The 18,826-nt window shown below is 42.1% G+C and carries 14 protein-coding genes; all 14 read right to left on the minus strand.

Going from position 1 to position 18,826, the window contains the following annotated elements; all coding sequences use genetic code 11:
* Positions 1–57: 57 nt before the first annotated feature.
* A complete protein-coding gene (gene pyrH / locus AC1DBT_RS00430; protein ID WP_061102512.1) occupies positions 58–786 on the minus strand; it encodes a UMP kinase in 729 nt (242 codons plus the stop codon).
* A gap of 212 nt (positions 787–998) precedes the next feature.
* Positions 999–1,874: a translation elongation factor Ts gene (gene tsf / locus AC1DBT_RS00435; RefSeq protein ID WP_061102513.1), complete on the minus strand. Its 876-nt coding sequence runs from the start codon at positions 1,872–1,874 to the stop codon at positions 999–1,001.
* A gap of 36 nt (positions 1,875–1,910) precedes the next feature.
* Entirely contained in the window at positions 1,911–2,684 is a 774-nt protein-coding gene (gene rpsB / locus AC1DBT_RS00440; protein ID WP_416432074.1) for a 30S ribosomal protein S2, read from the minus strand.
* Positions 2,685–2,964: 280 nt separating this feature from the next.
* Positions 2,965–3,978 carry a tyrosine recombinase gene (locus tag AC1DBT_RS00445; protein WP_480018156.1) on the minus strand — a complete coding sequence of 338 codons (1,014 nt, stop codon included), beginning with the start codon at positions 3,976–3,978 and terminating at the stop codon, positions 2,965–2,967.
* Positions 3,979–3,985: 7 nt separating this feature from the next.
* The gene (trmFO, locus tag AC1DBT_RS00450) at positions 3,986–5,410 is read right to left on the minus strand and encodes a methylenetetrahydrofolate--tRNA-(uracil(54)-C(5))-methyltransferase (FADH(2)-oxidizing) TrmFO (RefSeq protein WP_480018157.1); all 1,425 of its coding nucleotides are present in this window, start codon (positions 5,408–5,410) and stop codon (positions 3,986–3,988) included.
* An 80-nt stretch (positions 5,411–5,490) separates the two neighbouring features.
* The gene (locus AC1DBT_RS00455; protein WP_480018158.1) at positions 5,491–6,513 is read right to left on the minus strand and encodes a DNA-processing protein DprA; all 1,023 of its coding nucleotides are present in this window, start codon (positions 6,511–6,513) and stop codon (positions 5,491–5,493) included.
* Entirely contained in the window at positions 6,510–8,075 is a 1,566-nt protein-coding gene (locus tag AC1DBT_RS00460; protein ID WP_480018159.1) for a YifB family Mg chelatase-like AAA ATPase, read from the minus strand. Before AC1DBT_RS00460 ends, AC1DBT_RS00455 begins: the two co-directional genes overlap by 4 nt.
* On the minus strand, positions 8,068–8,598 hold the full coding sequence (locus AC1DBT_RS00465) for a YraN family protein (RefSeq protein ID WP_480018160.1): 531 nt from the start codon (positions 8,596–8,598) through the stop codon (positions 8,068–8,070). The genes AC1DBT_RS00460 and AC1DBT_RS00465 overlap by 8 nt, the downstream gene beginning before the upstream one ends.
* A gap of 145 nt (positions 8,599–8,743) precedes the next feature.
* Complete coding sequence (locus AC1DBT_RS00470) at positions 8,744–9,556, minus strand: ribonuclease HII (RefSeq protein ID WP_480018161.1); 813 nt, start codon at positions 9,554–9,556, stop codon at positions 8,744–8,746.
* Between the two features lie 135 nt (positions 9,557–9,691).
* Positions 9,692–10,033, minus strand: coding sequence for a 50S ribosomal protein L19 (gene rplS, locus AC1DBT_RS00475; RefSeq protein ID WP_006302946.1), 342 nt, complete (start codon positions 10,031–10,033; stop codon positions 9,692–9,694).
* A 386-nt stretch (positions 10,034–10,419) separates the two neighbouring features.
* Positions 10,420–13,185, minus strand: a complete 2,766-nt coding sequence (gene ppdK / locus AC1DBT_RS00480; RefSeq protein ID WP_480018162.1) for a pyruvate, phosphate dikinase — start codon at positions 13,183–13,185, stop codon at positions 10,420–10,422.
* Positions 13,186–13,525: 340 nt separating this feature from the next.
* The gene (gene murJ / locus AC1DBT_RS00485) at positions 13,526–15,148 is read right to left on the minus strand and encodes a murein biosynthesis integral membrane protein MurJ (RefSeq protein ID WP_480018163.1); all 1,623 of its coding nucleotides are present in this window, start codon (positions 15,146–15,148) and stop codon (positions 13,526–13,528) included.
* A 90-nt stretch (positions 15,149–15,238) separates the two neighbouring features.
* On the minus strand, positions 15,239–15,757 hold the full coding sequence (gene ybaK / locus AC1DBT_RS00490; protein WP_276790270.1) for a Cys-tRNA(Pro) deacylase: 519 nt from the start codon (positions 15,755–15,757) through the stop codon (positions 15,239–15,241).
* Between the two features lie 118 nt (positions 15,758–15,875).
* On the minus strand, positions 15,876–18,767 hold the full coding sequence (gene uvrA / locus AC1DBT_RS00495) for an excinuclease ABC subunit UvrA (protein WP_480018164.1): 2,892 nt from the start codon (positions 18,765–18,767) through the stop codon (positions 15,876–15,878).
* Positions 18,768–18,826: the final 59 nt, after the last annotated feature.

Here is an 18,826-nt window from a genome sequence, read left to right on the forward strand (position 1 = left end):
CTCATGTTGTTGTCTATGCGACCACGAAAAAATTCCTATAATATCTGCGTGCTAAACCTACTTAGACGTGTCTTCACAAACAACCGTGCCAACGTTTTCGCCCTGTAGTGCACGATCAAAAATACCCTTTGCATCAAGATTGAAGACCATAATAGGCATATGATTATCGTTACATAATGCAGTTGCTGTAGAATCCATAACTTGCAATTCCTTTTTAAGGACATCCATATAGGTAATTTTGTCGAATTTCTTTGCGTTGGGATTCTTAACGGGATCACAATCGTAAATACCGTCGACTTTAGTTGCCTTCATAAGAACTTGTGCGCCAATTTCGCAAGCGCGCAAAGCAGCTGCTGTATCGGTAGTAAAGTAAGGATTTCCCGTACCAGCTGCAAAAATGGTGATACGGCCTTTTTCCAAATGACGTATTGCGCGACGTCGAATATAAGTTTCTGAAACCTGATGCATTTCAATTGCGCTCATAACGCGACATTGCATATCGTTATGCTCAAAGGTATCCTGAAGCGCAAGCGCATTGATAACAGTTGCAAGCATACCCATGTTATCGCCTTGAGCACGATCCATACCTGCGGCTGCGCCAGAAAGACCTCTAAAAATATTGCCTCCGCCAACTACAACTGCAATTTCGAGCCCTGCATCATAGGCAGGCTTAAGCTCGTGCGCTATATGCTGAGGAACAACAGGATCAATACCAAAGTCTTTATTACCCATAAGGGCTTCACCTGAGAGCTTAAGAAGAACGCGCTTATATTTGTAAGCCGACATAGTAAACCTTTCCATATAAACGTATATGCAAAAAAGCCGCATATATCTGTGCATCACATGTAATGCATGTTTTTCTCATTTTAACAGAAGAGCACGCTTGCTCAGTAGGGAATGTACGCAAAGCAAAGAAGTTACAAAGAAATGAGCAAGAAAAAACCCGACTTATCAAAGATAAATCGGGTTAATATCACGTATACAAAAGATGAGAGAACTTATTCTTCACCAAAAGCATAACGAACAAATGAAACGATCTTGATAGAATCATCACCAACAGACTTGCCTACTTTTTTAGCAAGTTCAATAACCGTTACGCTTGAATCCTTAATGAATTCTTGTTCGCTTAAAACGCTTTCTTTAAAGTATTTCTCAAGTTTGCCTTCAGCCATTTTTTCCTGAATAAATTCAGGTTTTCCACTTGCCGCAGCTTGAGCCATGTAAATGCTCTTCTCATGAGCAATAACATCAGCTGGAACATCTTCACGACGTGCACTCACAGGTGCCGATGCCGCTACTTGCATAGCAACATCGTGAGCAAATGTCTTGAACTCTTCGCTTTCAGCAGTTTCGGGTTTGTCAAAGCTAAATTGGCAAATATCTGCAAGCTTTCCACCAAGATGGATGTAGCTGCTCAAGCAACCATCCTCAGCAACAACACGCTGGAAACGAGCAACCTTCATGTTCTCGCCAATAACGTGAATCATTTCGGTTAATTCATCGGCAACCGTAGAATTATCCAAAGGACATGCTTTAAGAGCTTCAACGTCACTAGGATCATGCTGTGCAACACATTGAGCCAGTTTATTTGCAAAAGAAGTAAACTTAGGGTTAGTGCCTACAAAGTCTGTTTCACAGGTAAGCTCCAAAAGTGCACCAGTTTTACCGTCTTCAGAAACATAAGCAGCAATGGTACCTTCATTCGTATCACGACCAGCGCGTTTAACAGCCTTTGCAACGCCCATCTTGCGAAGTACGTCTACGGCTTTTTCGATGTCACCCTCGGCTTCTACTAAAGCTTTTTTACACTCCATCATAGGCGAGTCGGTCATTTCACGGAGTTGTTTAACCAATGCTGCGCTAATTTGTGCCATGATTTCTCCTTTATAGGATTAGAGTCTACAATACTACTACTCAGAAACAGATTCTTTATCTGAAGAATCTTCTTGTGTCTTTTCTTCTTGACTACCCTGCTTCATTTCTTCCTCAGAAATTTGTTCTTTACCCTTACCAGCAAGAACAGCATCAGCAACAAGTTCGCACATAAGATTTACCGAACGAATTGCATCATCATTAGCAGGAATACCATAATCAACTACATCAGGATCAGAGTTAGTGTCAAGCAATGCAACAACAGGAATGTGAAGACGATTTGCCTCACGAATTGCAATTTCTTCACGCTTTGAATCTACAATAAAGAGCGCCTGAGGAAGTGCATGCATATCACGAACACCACCAAGATTGCGCTGAAGCTTTTCGAGCTCTTTACCCAACACGGCTTGCTCTTTTTTAGGAAGCGCAGCCATACGACCGTCTTCTACCATAGCTTCAAGCTCTTCCATACGATCAATACGTGAACGCATGGTTACAAAGTTAGTAAGCATACCACCTAACCAACGCTGATTGATGTAGGGCATATCACAACGTTTTGCCTGTTCAGCAACTGCCTCTTGAGCCTGCTTTTTGGTGCCAACAAAAAGAATACGGCCTTTTTTTGAAGCGCAATTTTTAAGGAAAGTATATGCTTTATCTGCATTTACAACAGTTTGTTTAAGATCAAGAATATAAATACCATTACGCTCGCCAAAGATGTATGGCTTCATTTTTGGATTCCAGCGACGGGTTTGGTGTCCGTAGTGGCAACCAGCTTCGAGAAGCGTACGAATATTAATCTTTACAGCCATAATAAAACCTCCATTGGTTGTTCCTCCGTAAGCAATCATCCCTGAGCACTACTTTAAATTTGGCTGAATTTAAAGCACCAGAGCACACAAGTCCTGCTTACGTGTGTATTTTTACACTGCACTCTTGTACAGCAACAATAAAGTATACCAAGCTCCACACGTTTTTTCTATACTTATTTTTAGCCACTACTCAGCTCCATATGTTGCGCATAACCGCCAAGAGCGTCCACGGTTCAAGGCGGGGTGCATACGTTTCAAGCACGTGTATACCAATCAAAGATTACGCGCGCGGATTTGCGCGCCGCGCTGCGTCTTTTAACGCATTAACAGATACATGTGTATATATCTGTGTAGTTGCTAGGCTTGCATGTCCTAAAAGCTCCTGCACACTGCGTAAATCTGCACCATGCGACAACAACTCGGTTGCAAACGAATGACGCATCGTATGAGGAGTTGCCATTACTTGAAGATGACTTAAGCGCATGTAGTGCTCAAAGACGTATCTTAGAGCTTGATCGCTCATAGCCTTACCACGTGTTGAAATAAAAACGTGTTGATTAGTTTGAGATTGCCCTTGATTTTTTTGTTTTGATAACAAAACTGGTCGCGCGTTTGTTAGATATATATGCAAAATACGAGCACATTCGGGATATATTGGCACAATACGCTCTTTTGAGCCTTTACCAAAAAGCCTCACCTGCTTTGAATCAAACGATATATCAGAAACGCACAAATGAGCAGCTTCAGATATACGACAACCTGTTGCATAAAGTAACTCCAAGAGGGCGCGGTCTCGTAAACCGCATACCGTATCTTCTTGGCATGTGGCAAGTAACTTTTCAATAGAAGATTCACTTAAAACATGAGGAAGTGTTTTGGGAATCTTTGGACTTGCCAGTGCTGCCGCAGAATCTTTTTTGGTGAGTCCTTTACGAACAAGCCATTTATACCACGCTCGAATAGCAGATAAATGTCTATTAATGGTACGCGAAGCGTAGCGAGCTGCATATAATTGTGCTAAATATGACCGTAGCTGTTTATGTGAAATATCTAAGAGATCATAGGAATTTTTTATAAGCCAACGCACATACGCTTTAAGATCTGTTTCATATGCGCGAGTTGTATTCTCCGATAAATTTTGAGTGGTCATAAGATGCTGAATAAACGATTCCATAAGCTGCTGCACATACGCAGAATATGCATCATCACCTGGTCTTATATCACAAGAGTTTATAACGTGCGAAGAATTAATCTCTACATTTTCACTCGTTTGAGAAGATATAGCATCACCCATGCAACACTCACCCACATATATTGTTTAAAGTTGCGACATCTTGTACAACACTTTCTACAAGGAGCTCAGGATGATTTTGAAGGTAGACACTAAGATCTGTTTCTGCACGAAGTGCGTAGGCTTTATATCTATCTGCTTTTGATTTAATGGTATGCTCAAGCACAGGCATAAGACCAAAATTAACATGCATAGGCTGATAGGTGCTTGTTTGAGGATTGGTTGCATAAGCTACAAGAGAGCCAAATGCACCCGTAACAGGTAGCTGTATAGAAGGGTGATCCATAAGCTCACAATAGGTATTAAGAGCAGCCAACAAACCCGATGCTATAGCCTCTGTATATCCTTCTGTTCCTGTAATTTGCCCAGCAAGACGTATCTTGGTATGCGGAATCTTAAATGTGGTATCCAGGCATTTTGGAGCATCGACAAAAGAATTTCGGTGCATAACTCCATAACGGAAAAATTCTGCTTCTTCAAGGCCTGGAATCATACGAAACACGCGCTTTTGTTCTCCCCAAAGCAAGTTTGTTTGGAAACCCACAAGATTATAAGCCGTTCTTTGAGAGTTTTCACTTCGCAATTGGCACACGGCATACGGTCTTGTAAATGCTGCGCCAGAAGTATTAATGTGCAAATGGGGATGGTTTTTTGGATACGAAATTCCAACGGGTTTTAAAGCTCCAAAACGCAGGGAATCAACTCCTGTTCTTGCAACTTCTTCAACAGGTTGACATGCAGAAAAAAGGTCTTTTTGCTCAAAATCTTTTGAAATAGCTCGCTTTGCATTGATAAGCTCATGATAAAAGGCAAGGTACGCATCCTTGGTAAACGGGCAGTTAAGGTAGTCACCTTGTGCAGCTGATTGAGTGTCACAAGCGCAACTGTGCGCATACCGTGATTGCTTAAAAACAAGGTTAAAATTTATACTTTCAACATCAACAATAGGAGCAGCGGCATCAAAAAACGATAATGATGAAGAACCAAGATAAGAAATAAGCTGATTAAAAAGGCCGTCTGAACAAAGAGGACCTGCAGCAATAACTGCGTTTCCTTGGGGAATGTCAACTACTTCTTGATGATGTATTGTTATAAAGGGATTTTGTTCAAGCGCGCACGTGACCAAGCGCGAAAAAACGTCGCGATCAACTGCCAGTGCCCCACCAGCTGGAACTTGAGCTTGAAAAGCAAACTTCACCAGATACGAACCCAGCATTGAAAGTTCGTGTTTTAATAAGCCTGCAGCGCTTTCTAATTTAAGACTCTTTAAAGAGTTAGAACAGACAAGTTCTGCAAAGTTAGGACTATGGTGAGCAGGGCTCATTTTTGAAGGTTTCATATCATAGAGATCAACATAGATGTGTCGAGCTGCAAGCTGCAAAGCACATTCGCTACCAGCTAGACCTGCTCCTATGATAGTTACGCGCGGTTCCATGTGTACCTTTCTCAAAATGAACTTATAAACTCTTACCTTATGTATATAAGTTTAGCGTAATTTATTCTCAAGTAGAGAACCTACAAGCTATCTTCGCTCTTTTTCCCATAGTATAGATACGCTTGAGACGTTGGAGAAAACCGTCCATCAATTAAGCGTTTAACTAAACCCTGTGCTTCAAAATCGCCCAAGGTAGAAAGAATCGTTATAATCTGTTCGTCGAGCTGCTGCGCTAAATCATCTGCACGCATAGGATTTGCAAATAATGCAGACATAATTTTACCTAAATGCGGCTTGAGAGATTCACAAGTTAAGCGTAGCGAATTGAAATCCAAACTAATACGTTCCTCAAGATCTTTTTCTGAGGTAATGATCGCTGCTCCGTTAGCAATAAGAGCATTCGTACCATTTGAAAGTGGAGAAAAAATTGAACCTGGACAAGCATACAACATACGATTTAATTGAACGGCGGTTTCGGCAGTGCTCATGGTACCCGACTTATGATTTGCTTCACAGATAATAAGCACACGCGATAAAGCAGCAATAATCTTATTTCTTTTTGGAAACGCATAACGCTTTGGCGAAGATCCCCATGTTTCAAGCGCAACAACACAACCTCTACCACTTTTTGCTTCTTCAAAAATGTCTATTGACGATGATGGATATATTTTATCGGCTCCACATCCCGAAACAATACAAATGTTTCCTTGAGCATCAAGCGCAGCACGCAAGGCAGCATAATCACAGCCTTTCGCACCACCTGAAACTACTGTTAAACCGCACTCCGCAGAAATACGTCCTGCAAGCTGAGCTAAAGATTTTCCATAAGGAGTGGCATCACGAGCGCCAATAATAGATATGCACGGTTTTTGTAGGACATCTGGATTACCTATTCCATACAAACGCTGAGGAGGATGTTCAAGGTCGTGTAGTGCGCAAGGATAGCACGAATCTGCGTCCGTAAGCTCCCAACGTGCAGCATATGCACTCTGCACATGCGTACAAGATAAAGCCATGTTGCGCTCGGACATACACACTTGTTGCATTACTTGTGGCTCTATGACGGCAGATAAGTTATTGTCTATGTTCACACATCTTCTCATAAACTCCCTTTTCTATTTCTAAGCATACAAGCTTCCAGCATGTCCTCAACTTCAACGCGTTCATGTTCTGCCAAGTCTGCTATCGTTCGAGCAACATGTACAATGCGCGACAAACCCCTACCCCCAAGTCCTGTTCTCAACGCTATTTGGTTAAGCTTAGATTTTGCTTCAGGCGACAGAGCTTCACACGCAATAGCTTTATTTTTTAATTGGTTTCCACCCGATTTTTGATCCATAACAGACGAAGCCCGCGAACATGCGCCACCTAAAGCGTTCTTTAGTTTCTCTTCACGTTGAGCTCTAAACGCACGAGCTTTTTCTACCATTGCTTGCATTTGGGCAGATGAAAGACCCTGTACACCATTAAGGATTTTTTGCGGTGAGGGACGTTGTATATCAATACACATATCGATACGATCAACTAAAGGTCCACTCAGCTTAGATTGATACTTTAAAATTTTTGCCTCGGTGCATACGCATTCATGATCACTATCACCTAAATATCCGCAGGGGCAAGGATTTGCAGCAGCAATAAACATAAACTTACCAGGAAAAACATACACACCTTCTGCGCGAATAAGACGCACTTCACCCTCTTCAAACGGTTGGCGTAAGGTTTGTAGCACATTCGAGGCAAATTCTGGTAATTCATCAAGAAAAAGTACACCTGTGTGAGCAAGTGATATTTCTCCTGGTAAAACCGGTCTTCCTCCACCTATAAGTCCCGCAGTTGATATAGAATGATGCGGAGCCCTAAAAGGTGGAATTCCTTGAGAAAGCAAGTCTAAAGGAAGTCCGGCTACCGAGTGAATAAGCAAAGCTTCGTCTTTCTGTGCAACACTTAAAGGTGGAAGAATCGAAGGGATACGTTGCGCAAGCATTGTTTTACCTGCACCTGGAGGGCCTATCATCAGCAATCCATGATTGCCTGCTGCGGCTATCACACATGCACGTTTTGCAGCTTCTTGGTCTATAACGTCTATAAAATCATACGTATGCACAGATTGGCGTTGGCGCTTTTTAAGAACCACCGCACTTGTATCGCTACATTTTCGCATAAGCCAAGGAATACCATTCATAAATTCGCTTAGACGCTGACAGTAAAGCGTATGCTTGGCATGTATATCGTTTACGCTTAAAGCTGAACAAACCACCATTTTATGTAAAGCGCGTGCTAATTTATAGTATGCCATATACCCTCGTATAGGACACACGCTTCCATCCAAGGCAAGCTCACCTATAAATAAACACTTTTCAATATCGGCTAAAGGCATCGAGTGCGTTAGATAGAGCAGTGCCACCGCAATTGGTAAATCAAATCCAGCTCCCGTCTTCCTTATTTCACCAGGTGAAAGATTGATAGTGATATGCTTTCTGGGTAAATTAACACCTATGCTTTTAAGCGCACAACGCACGCGCGAGCGAGATTCTAAAACCGATATATCAGGATTTCCCACAAGCGTTATCCCAGGAATACCACTTGAAGTAGAAACTTCAACTTTAACTGGAATTGCTTCTATTCCTCGCAGCATAGCCGTGTGAATGGTAACAGCCTCACTCATAAGGCCCGTCCCATTCAAATGCAGACTGTATATGTCTTAGCTGAGCATGCGAATCATCTAAAATTGCCAATGCAATAACATCAAAACGTATGTTTGCGCACATAGGATAAGCAGTGTTATAACTACGAGCCAAGGCAATATAGCGCGCTTGTTTTTGTTTATCAACAGCAATCTCGGGAAAAAGCTCCCCTGATTTGTTCTGCAAGCGTGTTTTTACTTCAACAAAAACAGTCTCATCACCCTTTGAGGCGATAATATCAACTTCGCCATCTGGGCATTTCCAATTACGATCCAAAATTTCAAAATCCTGCCGTTCTAAAAAACAACAGGCAAGATTTTCACCCAACGTGCCAAGTTCCTTGCTAGTTAAAGTGTTAACTGCGGACTTGCGCGGAGTTTTTACCGAATCGTTGGTTTTTTCTTTCGTCTGTCTCTTATCGCGTTTTGTAGCTTTTTGCTTATGTGATCCACAAGACTCGATAGAATCCGCAGAAGCTATCCTTGATCCAAAATGTTCCTTCATGCTGCCTTCTTTCCTGAAGCTTTGCCTAAAGGATATTTTGAACCTACAAACATACACAAAACTTGGCGCTAACTTGCAAAAAAATATTTGTAGATAAATTAGAAAAAATAGTCGTATCCAAATGAAAACCGCACTACATAGATTATCAAGCAACTGTAAAATGTTTACAAAATGATGTGCGATGTACAGGACTTAAACCATAGGTCTTAATTGCATCAATATGTGCTTTGGAACCATAACCTTTATTTTCAGCAAAATGATATTGAGGATAGCGCGTATCCAAATCTTGCATAAGACGATCACGAGCAACCTTGGCAACTATTGATGCGGCAGCAATAGAAGCAATACGGCTATCACCTTTTACCAGCGTTTTCTCTTTGGGATGTGCGTGAATAGGATTGCCATCAATCAACACACAATCTGGCTCAAGACCAGTTTGCAAAATAGCACACTTCATGGTTTCGCGTAGGCAAGAAACAATACCAAATCTGTCAATATCCTCAGGACTTGTAAATGCAATTCCAACCGCACGGGCATGCGCACGAATTTGTGCATCTAGGCGCTCACGTTCTAAAGGGGTTAGTTTCTTTGAATCGTTAAGACCCCAAATGTGAGGCTCTTGGGGAAGAATCACCGCAGCTACTGCCAAAGGTCCAGCGAGAGGGCCACGTCCAACTTCGTCAACACCAATGATGGTGCCCGCTCCACCTAATTCCTCTTGAAGCACATACATGTCATTAACACGAGCGCGCTCCTTGCGCTCTAACTCATAACGCTTGACAGCTCTTGTAACTGCTGCTTGTACGCTCTTACGCTCGTCATGTGCATAGTGCTCAATTACCGCATTGAGCTCCTCAAAAGGCGTCACGCGCAGAACGGTAATAATATCTGAACATGTGGGTGTCTTTGTTTTACTCACACCCTGTTCAATTTGTGTGTGAGATGTTACATTATCCATGATAAGCTTTCATGACGTACCTGGTACCTGGTACGCGATACATAAAGGGATAGACACATTTTCGCGCTTATACCAATATAAAATAAAGGCGATAACAAAAAAGCCACCCGAAGGTGACTTTTCATGCGGCTTAGCTTAGCGTTTCTCGCGAATGCGTGCTGCTTTTCCAACACGATCACGTAGATAGTAAAGCTTAGAACGATTAACGTCACCATGACGTACAACCTCAAGCTTTGCAATCTTAGGTGAGTGAAGCGGGAACGTACGCTCAACACCTACACCAAAGCTCATTTTACGAACAGTAAATGTTTCACGCGCGCCTGCACCGCTCATACGGATAACGTCGCCTTGAAACACCTGCTCACGCTCACGTTCACCCTCTTTAATACGATAGTGAACTTTAACATTGTCGCCAGGAATTACGTGTGGCAAATCTTCACGTATTTGCTGACGCTCAAGTGCTTGAATGTAATCCATTACACATCCATTCTCTAGAGGTGCCGACACATGTGAACGACACATAGCTATACATACAGATTTAAATAGTAGCGCACAATTTAGGTTCAAAGACGATAAAACTAAAAATATATGAAATCCTTCGCAATATACACATGGAACCGCGCGTAACTACGACGGATGCACACGTAAAATGCGTGCATCCTTAGACATTACAACACAATGAAACACGTTTAGCTGCGTGGTTGTTTCTTTAAAACACAAGGAGACGCATGTGCACAAGACGAAAAACGGTACAACCTTCATACAAAGATTGTACCGAATTTACGCGGTTATGGCGCGCGTGCACAGAATCAAAAGAGCTGTTATCTCTTACGAGGCTCGCAAACTGTGATTACACACAGCAACTATTTAACCTGTGCAGGTCCGCCATTAGAATTGATCTTAGCCTGCGCTCCTGCCAAACGAGCAATAGGAACACGATAAGGCGAGCAGGATACATAATCTAATCCAAGGTCATAATACATCTGGATAGATTGAGGATCTCCTCCGGTCTCACCACATACACCACACACGATAGTTGGATTAGCTTGGTGACCACCCTTAACAGCTACATCAACCAATTTTGCAACACCTGAATCAAGCGTTTCAAATGGGTTACTCTTCAAGATCTTTTTATTAAGATATTGAGGAATGAATGCAGACTCAACGTCATCACGCGAGAAACCAAATACCGTTTGAGTAAGGTCATTGGTACCAAAGCTAAAGAAGTCTGCATATTTACCAATCTCATCTGCCGTTACGGCTGCACGAGGAAGCTCAATCATGCATCCAACAGGAATGTGGAGTTCAACACCTTCTGACTCGGCAACAGCTTCAACAACATCTTCAATTTGGCTGCGTACAAGCTTAAGCTCTTCAACGGTAGAAATAAGCGGAACCATGATTTCAGGACATGGATTAAACCCTTCTTTTTTAAGACGTGCAGCAGCGCCTGCAATAGCACGAACTTGCATGTCGTTAAGCTCGGGATACACAATACCCAAACGGCAACCGCGAAGTCCCAGCATAGGGTTAGCTTCTTGGAACGAATCAAGACGAGCAAGGTGTGCACGCATAGCTTTAAGAGTTGTGTCGTGCTCACCGCGTGCTTCAGCATGTGCAAGCTGTACAGCCACTGCGCGTGGATCATCCAAGAACTCGTGCAGAGGTGGGTCAAGCAAACGAACGATAACATTTCTGCCGTCCATAGCTTTAAACATACCAACAAAGTCCTCGGTTTGAACACGAAGGAGCTGACCTAAAGCTTGTTGCTTTGCGCCATCGGACTCAGCCAAAATAAACGACTGAATAATTTGTTTACGCTCGCCCAAGAACATGTGCTCAGTACGATCCAAACCAATACCATCGGCTCCAAAATCAACAGAAAGCTGTGCGTCAGCTGGATTATCAGCATTGGTACGAACACCAAAGATGCGCCCACGAGATGCATCACGGCGGACATCATCTGCCCATGTAAGAATGGTTTCAAGGTCTCCTGTAAGCTCAGGACGAGTTAGAGGAACCTCTCCGAGAATAATGTCGCCTGTTGTTCCGTTAATGGAAATGACATCGCCCTCATGAAGAACCACGCCAGTACCACTAATTTCTACTTGTTTGGCTTTTGCATCAATACGAAGTGCTTCAGCACCACAGACACAAGGAGCACCCATACCACGTGCAATTACAGCTGCATGCGAAGTTTTTCCACCATGAGAAGTTAAAATACCTTCTGCCGCAACCATACCACGAAGGTCATCTGGAGTAGTTTCCCAACGTACAAGAATGCAAGGCTTCTCGATATTGTGATAGTGAACTGCAGCGTCAGACGAGAATACAACAGCACCTACTGCAGCACCAGGTGAGGCATTCATACCTTTAGCAATGACGTCAACTTTTGCTTTTGGATCAAATTGTGGGTGAAGCAGTTGGTCAAGTTGCTCGGGCGCAACACGCATAATTGCTTGCTCGCGAGTAATACGGCCTTCGTCAACCATTTGAATAGCAACACGAAGCGCGGAAAGTGCAGTACGTTTACCAACACGAGTTTGCAGCATCCAAAGTTTACCTTGTTCAATGGTAAACTCGATATCCATCATGTCGGCATAGTGATCTTCCAAGATCTCAAAAACATGGAACAGCTCTTTACCAGCTTCTTTAAGTGCAGGAACTTTTACCAAATCGGCAATGGGCTCGGTATTACGAATACCTGCAACAACGTCTTCACCTTGCGCATTAATAAGGAAGTCACCGTAGCGCTCATTGGTACCATCGGCAGGATTACGCGTAAAAGCAACACCAGTTGCAGATGTTTCGCCTTTATTACCAAAGACCATAACCTGTACGTTAACAGCAGTACCAAGATTATCATCAATCTTATTTTGCTTACGATAAATGCATGCACGCTCATTCATCCAGCTTCCAAATACAGCTTGTTCGGCAAGACGAAGCTGAAGATATGGATCTTGTGGGAAGGAAGCTTTACCGTCAGGAGCAACCTCGGGGTGAGCTTGAGAATCAACGTTTTTAGCAAAGATTTTCTTAAATGTCTGCGTAAGATCTTTAAGATCTTCTGCATTAAGTTCGGTATCTAAGCGAACGCCTTTTTCTTCCTTTTTCTCATTGATAGCATCTTCAAACAAGTCACCATCAATACCCATAACAACGTTTGAGAACATCTGAACAAAACGACGATAAGAATCCCATGCAAAACGCTCATTATTGGTTTGTTTAATTAAACCTTGAACAGAAACATCGTTAAGACCAAGGTTTAAAACAGTATCCATCATACCAGGCATCGAAAAAGGAGCACCTGAACGTACTGAGACAAGCAGTGGATCTTGAGGATCACCGAGTTTTTTACCCATTCGACGTTCAAGATCTTTACGAGCAACATCAATCTCGTCCAAAACACCTGCTGGCCACGTATTGTTATGCGTAGCATACGCAACACATGTTTGACAGGTAATAGAAAAACCGGGAGGAACAGGAAGACCAATATTTGCCATCTCGGCAAGATTGGCACCTTTACCACCGGTTATCCATTTTGCTTCATCAACGGAAGCACCGGCAACTTCGGTAACGTTATTACCGTTTTCATCATTACCAAAACGGTATACGTGCTTTTCAGCCATAAAACACCCCTCATTTCGCCTGGTTGAACACATCGTTGATTGATGTGTTTATATCCTTATCCTTTATACACGTACAAGCTTGTTCAAAACGAGCATGCGTATAAACACTGTTTTTGTAACAAAATTTATTGTACTGGTTACACAGCAAAAGGTATTATGTGTTCGATAAGCGGAATGTTTTTTTCTGTAAATAAATCTATAACAACAGATTCCAAAAATTACGCTATACTAAGAATCGATTTCGCAATTTTTGCCTAAAAAATCCTTATATAAAAGACCGAAGTTTTTAATTCGTTTTCCGTTTTGCAAACAGGCGTGGAGCTGTCTTAAAAATTTTATGCTATTTTTTATGAACCAATGAGCGTATAAAATCTATCTCGGGCATATGAAATATCCACGCACAGCCAAAGGTAGTTATAAGTGCAGGTACACCCGAAAGTACCAATAAGCCCAACACATAAACTAAACTGACAGGTACATGAGAATCAAATAACAAAGCCGAATGGCCTGAAAGCCAAAAGATAATTCCACCTACCAAACATCCTGCAACCGCACAGAAAAATGAACGTAAACAAGATACAAACAGCGAAATACATGAAAGCTGGTGTAGCTTTGTAAAAAGCATTATAAAGGAAAGAACGTCTACCACTATAAACATGACAGAGCTTGAAAGAGCAACCATGCACAAACCAAAAAGAGGCGTGAGATATATACAAAATGCAATTTGGATTACCGATGCCACAAGCACAGAGAATGCATAATATTTCATGGTGCGCAGAGATGAGCAAATTTTTTGCAAATACATACACACACCGTACGCAGGTAAACTAACCGCTAATCCAGCCAAATATAAAGCGGTATCTTGTAATTGTTGTGGACTAAACTTTCCTGCAGCCATAAGGTGGATAAGAGGTAAAGCATACATAATAAGAAACAGAGAAAACGGTATCATTAAAAACAAGATTTTCTGCGTACCCGTTTGTATACCTGTGCAATATGACTTCATATCATGTTTTGCAATATCATATGAGAGCTCGGTAAACATAGCTGTAGTTATAGGTACTGCAAGAATTGCATAGGGCAAGGTATACCAAAGACGTGCATAAAATGCTATGGATGCACCCTCGGCACACACCGAAAGAGCTGAGCTTGTTTGCACGGATACTGTTACAAATGATCCAGCCATAACAACCAAAGACGGAATGCCTATGGAAAGCGTATCTTTAAGTGCGGGATCTTTAAGATCAACGTGAAAACGCAAACGAATACCTTGCTTAATAAGAGAAGGAATTTGAAGCACAACTTGAATTAATACACCAAGTGGATTACCAAGGGCTAATATAATAAGCGCTGCTACAGGATATGAATTTACCAAAAATGCATAGGCTAAAAACGAAGCAATGGTTACAAAGTTATTAAAAATGGGTGCCGCACTACTCCAAAAATAGTCGCGTTCGGCGTTAAGAATACCAGAAAAAATAGAGCTCAATGCATAAAGTAATACTTCTATAACAAAGAACTTAAAGAAATACACCGCCAACGCCGTGTCAAAATCGCTTCGTGCTGAAAATGACTGAGTATAAACAACCTGACCTGCAAAAATAAAACCAATGACGGTAACGACCGCCATAAGAATAACAACCAAAGACGTCAAATTAGAAGCGTATTCACTTGCCTGGTGTATTCCAGATTTCTTTTTAACGCTTAAATACACGGGAAGAAAAGCAGTTACGAGCATTCCGCCAATTACCAATTCATAGAGCTGATTGGGTAAATTGTTAGCAACAGAATAGCAACTAGCAATAACGGTAGCACCAAGTGCATATGCCTGAGCCCACGTTCTAATAAAACCTGTTATTCGGCTTATAATAACGAGCACGCTAATGAGCGCCGCGCTTTTCCCAAGTTGCTGCTCTCGGTTTTGGGAGCTTACATCAGAGGAAGACTGCTTGTATGTTTCCATATAAACCTTTCAAACATATAAACCTTGTAACATCAGTATCAAAACGTAGAGATCTATATGCACGAATAATCAAAATGCATCTGCCGTAGCTTATGATTTTAATGCATCGTGGCAAATATCTTCAAAATGAAACTGAAAATGCGTTTGTAAATCACGTGGATTAAGTTTAAGCGTAATACCTCGTTTGCCGCCAGAAATCGTAATAAGATCAAACAACAATGCCGTTTCATCAATAATAGTGTAGAATTCTTTTTTCATGCCAATAGGACTACATCCACCGCGAATATAACCTGTAAGAGCTTCTAGATCTTTGACATGTACCATTGACAAAGATTTTTCTTGCGAAACTTTTGCAGCCTTCTTAAGGTCAAGCTCGGCATTGACGGGAATACAACATACAACATAGGAAGAGCCGCCATGAGTAGTAACCAACGTTTTAAAGGACGCGTCAACTTCGTTGCCTAATGATTGAGCAATACGCACGCCAACACCTGTTGAGGTATCTTCGTTGTGTGCATCATAGGTTTGAACGGTGTAACTCACGCCTTTTGTGTCAAGTTCACGCATGGCATTTGTTTTTTGCACACGCGGCTGTTTTGTATGCTTCATCCAACGTCTTTCTATCTAACAAGAAACAGAAATATCCATATGCAATTTGTGCAATTTAGATTTCATTATAATACGCGAATACGTTCTTCATCTCATTTGCGAAAGTAACACCTTAGAATTATGCCTTGGCAGGTAAAACTCTTTTTAGGTAAAGGCCTGTATAACTTTTATCACAAGCTGCAAGCTCCTCGGGCGTACCTGTTGCGATAACGTTACCACCGCGCGCTCCTCCTAAAGGACCTAGATCGATAAGATAATCAGCAACTTTGATAACATCCAAATTGTGCTCGATAATAACCACGGTGTTGCCAGCATCTACCAATTTTTGCAGTACCTCAATAAGCATGCGTACGTCTTCAAAATGCAAACCCGTCGTAGGTTCGTCCAAAATATAAAACGTTTTTCCCGTTTGCTGACGATGTAATTCGCGAGACAACTTAACACGCTGCGCTTCCCCACCAGAAAGCGTTGTTGCACTTTGGCCTAAGTGAATATAACCCAGACCAACATCGTAGAGTGTTTGCAGCTTGCGCGAAATCTTGGGAATTGACGCAAAAAAGGCAAGAGCTTCGTGAACAGTCATGTCTAACACATCGCTTATAGATTTTCCTTTATAGCAAATCTCAAGTGTTTCGCGATTATAGCGCCTGCCATGGCAAACTTCACAAGGCACATAAACATCAGGTAAAAAGTTCATTTCAATTTTGAGTTGCCCGTCACCTTTGCATGCCTCGCACCTACCGCCTGAAACGTTAAACGAAAAACGTCCAGCACTATAACCACGCGCGCGACTATCGGGAAGAGAAGCAAACAAGGCGCGCAAATCGTCCCATAGTCCAATATACGTAGCAGGATTAGAACGAGGGGTTCGACCAATAGGCGACTGATCTATATTGATAACTTTATCAATATAGGATTTATGCTGGCTATCATAGAGACCCGAAAAACTTTTATACGCCCCTATACGCTGTTTTGAATGATTGATTTCATGAGCTAAAAGTGGTGCTAAGGTATCTGTAATCAAAGAAGATTTACCCGAACCCGAAACACCTGTTACAACAGTAAATGTTCCATACGGTATTGACACCTCTATGTTTTGTAAGTTATTTTCGGCAGCACCTGAAAGCGTAAACGCATGGCCTGTACCTGTTCGTCGCGTGCGTGGTACGGCAATTTTTCGTCGACCCACAAGATAGTCTGCTGTCAGCGAATGCTTTGCACGCATAATTTGTGAGGGCGTGCCTTGAGCAATTACATCTCCGCCCAGCTCACCTGCGCCTGGTCCCATATCAATTACATAATCGGCAGCACGAATAGTATCTTCATCATGCTCAACCACAATTACAGTATTGCCCTGATCACGAAGCTGTTTAAGCGTAGTGATAAGACGATCGTTGTCTTTTTGATGAAGACCAATTGAAGGCTCATCCAAAATATAAAGCACGCCTGTTAATCCCGATCCAATTTGCGTTGCAAGGCGAATACGTTGTGCTTCCCCACCAGAAAGGGTAGACGCACTTCGTGCAAGCGTAAGGTAATCCAAGCCAACATGTACCATAAATTCAAGTCGTGTACGAATTTCTTTAAGAAGCGGTTGTGCAATCGCAGAAAGTCGCTTGTCAAAATGAAGCGACTGCACAAAGCACAGAGCCTCGGCACATGAAAGTTCACAAAGTTGCTGGATATTTTTATCGCCAACAGTAACCGCCAAGTATTCGGGCTTAAGACGAGCACCTTTACACGTTGTGCAGGGAACTTCTTTAATAAATTTTGCAAAATGCTGCTTCATGGTTTCAGAGGTACTTTCTTGATACTTATCAAAAAGTACATCACAAACACCTGGAAAAGTTGTTTTCCACTCGTTAATGCGTCCATCTTTTGTGTGATACCTAACGGGAATTTCCTGTGATCCTAACCCATAGAGCAGCGCATGCTGACACGAATCTGACAAATCTTTATACGGAGTTGCGGATGAGGCACCCATAAAATTACAAACAGCATCGAGGATCTGAGAATAATAATTTGAGCGCGCAAGAACACCACCAAAAACGCCTTCTGCAACCGATAAACGTGGATCTTCTATAATTGCATCAACATCAATGGATCGCTTACTTCCAAGGCCATCACAATCTGGACATGCACCATAGGGAGCGTTAAATGAAAAATCTCGTGGTTGGAGCTCATCTATAGAGTGTCCATGAACAGGACAAGCCAGAGCTAATGAAAATTGCGCCTCAAATGCACTCTCATTCTTTGTTGTATCTGCGTGTTGACCCGTCTGCTCACGCGCTTCTAAGACATAAAAAATAACGCGACCAGCGGATAACTTGGTAGCATTCTCACATGCCTCAGCAATACGAACCCGACTCGTTGTACGTAAAACCAAACGATCAACAACAACGTCTATAGTGTGTTTTACCTGCTTCTTTAAGGAGATATCGTCGTCAAGCAGCATAAAAGTGCCGTCAATACGAACACGAGAAAAACCCTCGCGCCTTAAATCATCTAACAACTTGGTAAACTGTCCTTTTTTACCTATAACAACAGGTGAAAGTACATATGCACGTCGGTTAGGCGCTTGTTCAAGAATGCGATCGATAACTTCGTCAACGGTTTGTTTTTTTATCACGCACCCACACTCTGGACAATGTGCACAACCAAGCCGCGCATATAACAGACGTATATAATCATAAATTTCTGTAACAGTTCCAACGGTAGAACGAGGATTATGACCGGTTGTCTTTTGATCTATACATATTGCTGGAGAAAGACCTTCGATAGAATCTAGATCGGGTTTATTCATACGACCTAAAAACATGCGCGCATAGCTTGACAAAGACTCAACATAACGCCGTTGGCCTTCCGCATAAATGGTGTCAAATGCAAGACTTGATTTTCCTGAACCTGACAGTCCCGTGATAACAACCAATTTATTGCGAGGTATGGTGACTGAGATATTTTTTAGATTATGTTCACGCGCGCCCTTAATCGAAATTACCCTGTCACTCATCAATATGCTCCCATTTAAAGCTGGCTACAAAATTCTCTCGTAATGATATCAAGGATACC

The organism is Fannyhessea sp. C0108B2 (assembly GCF_056583915.1).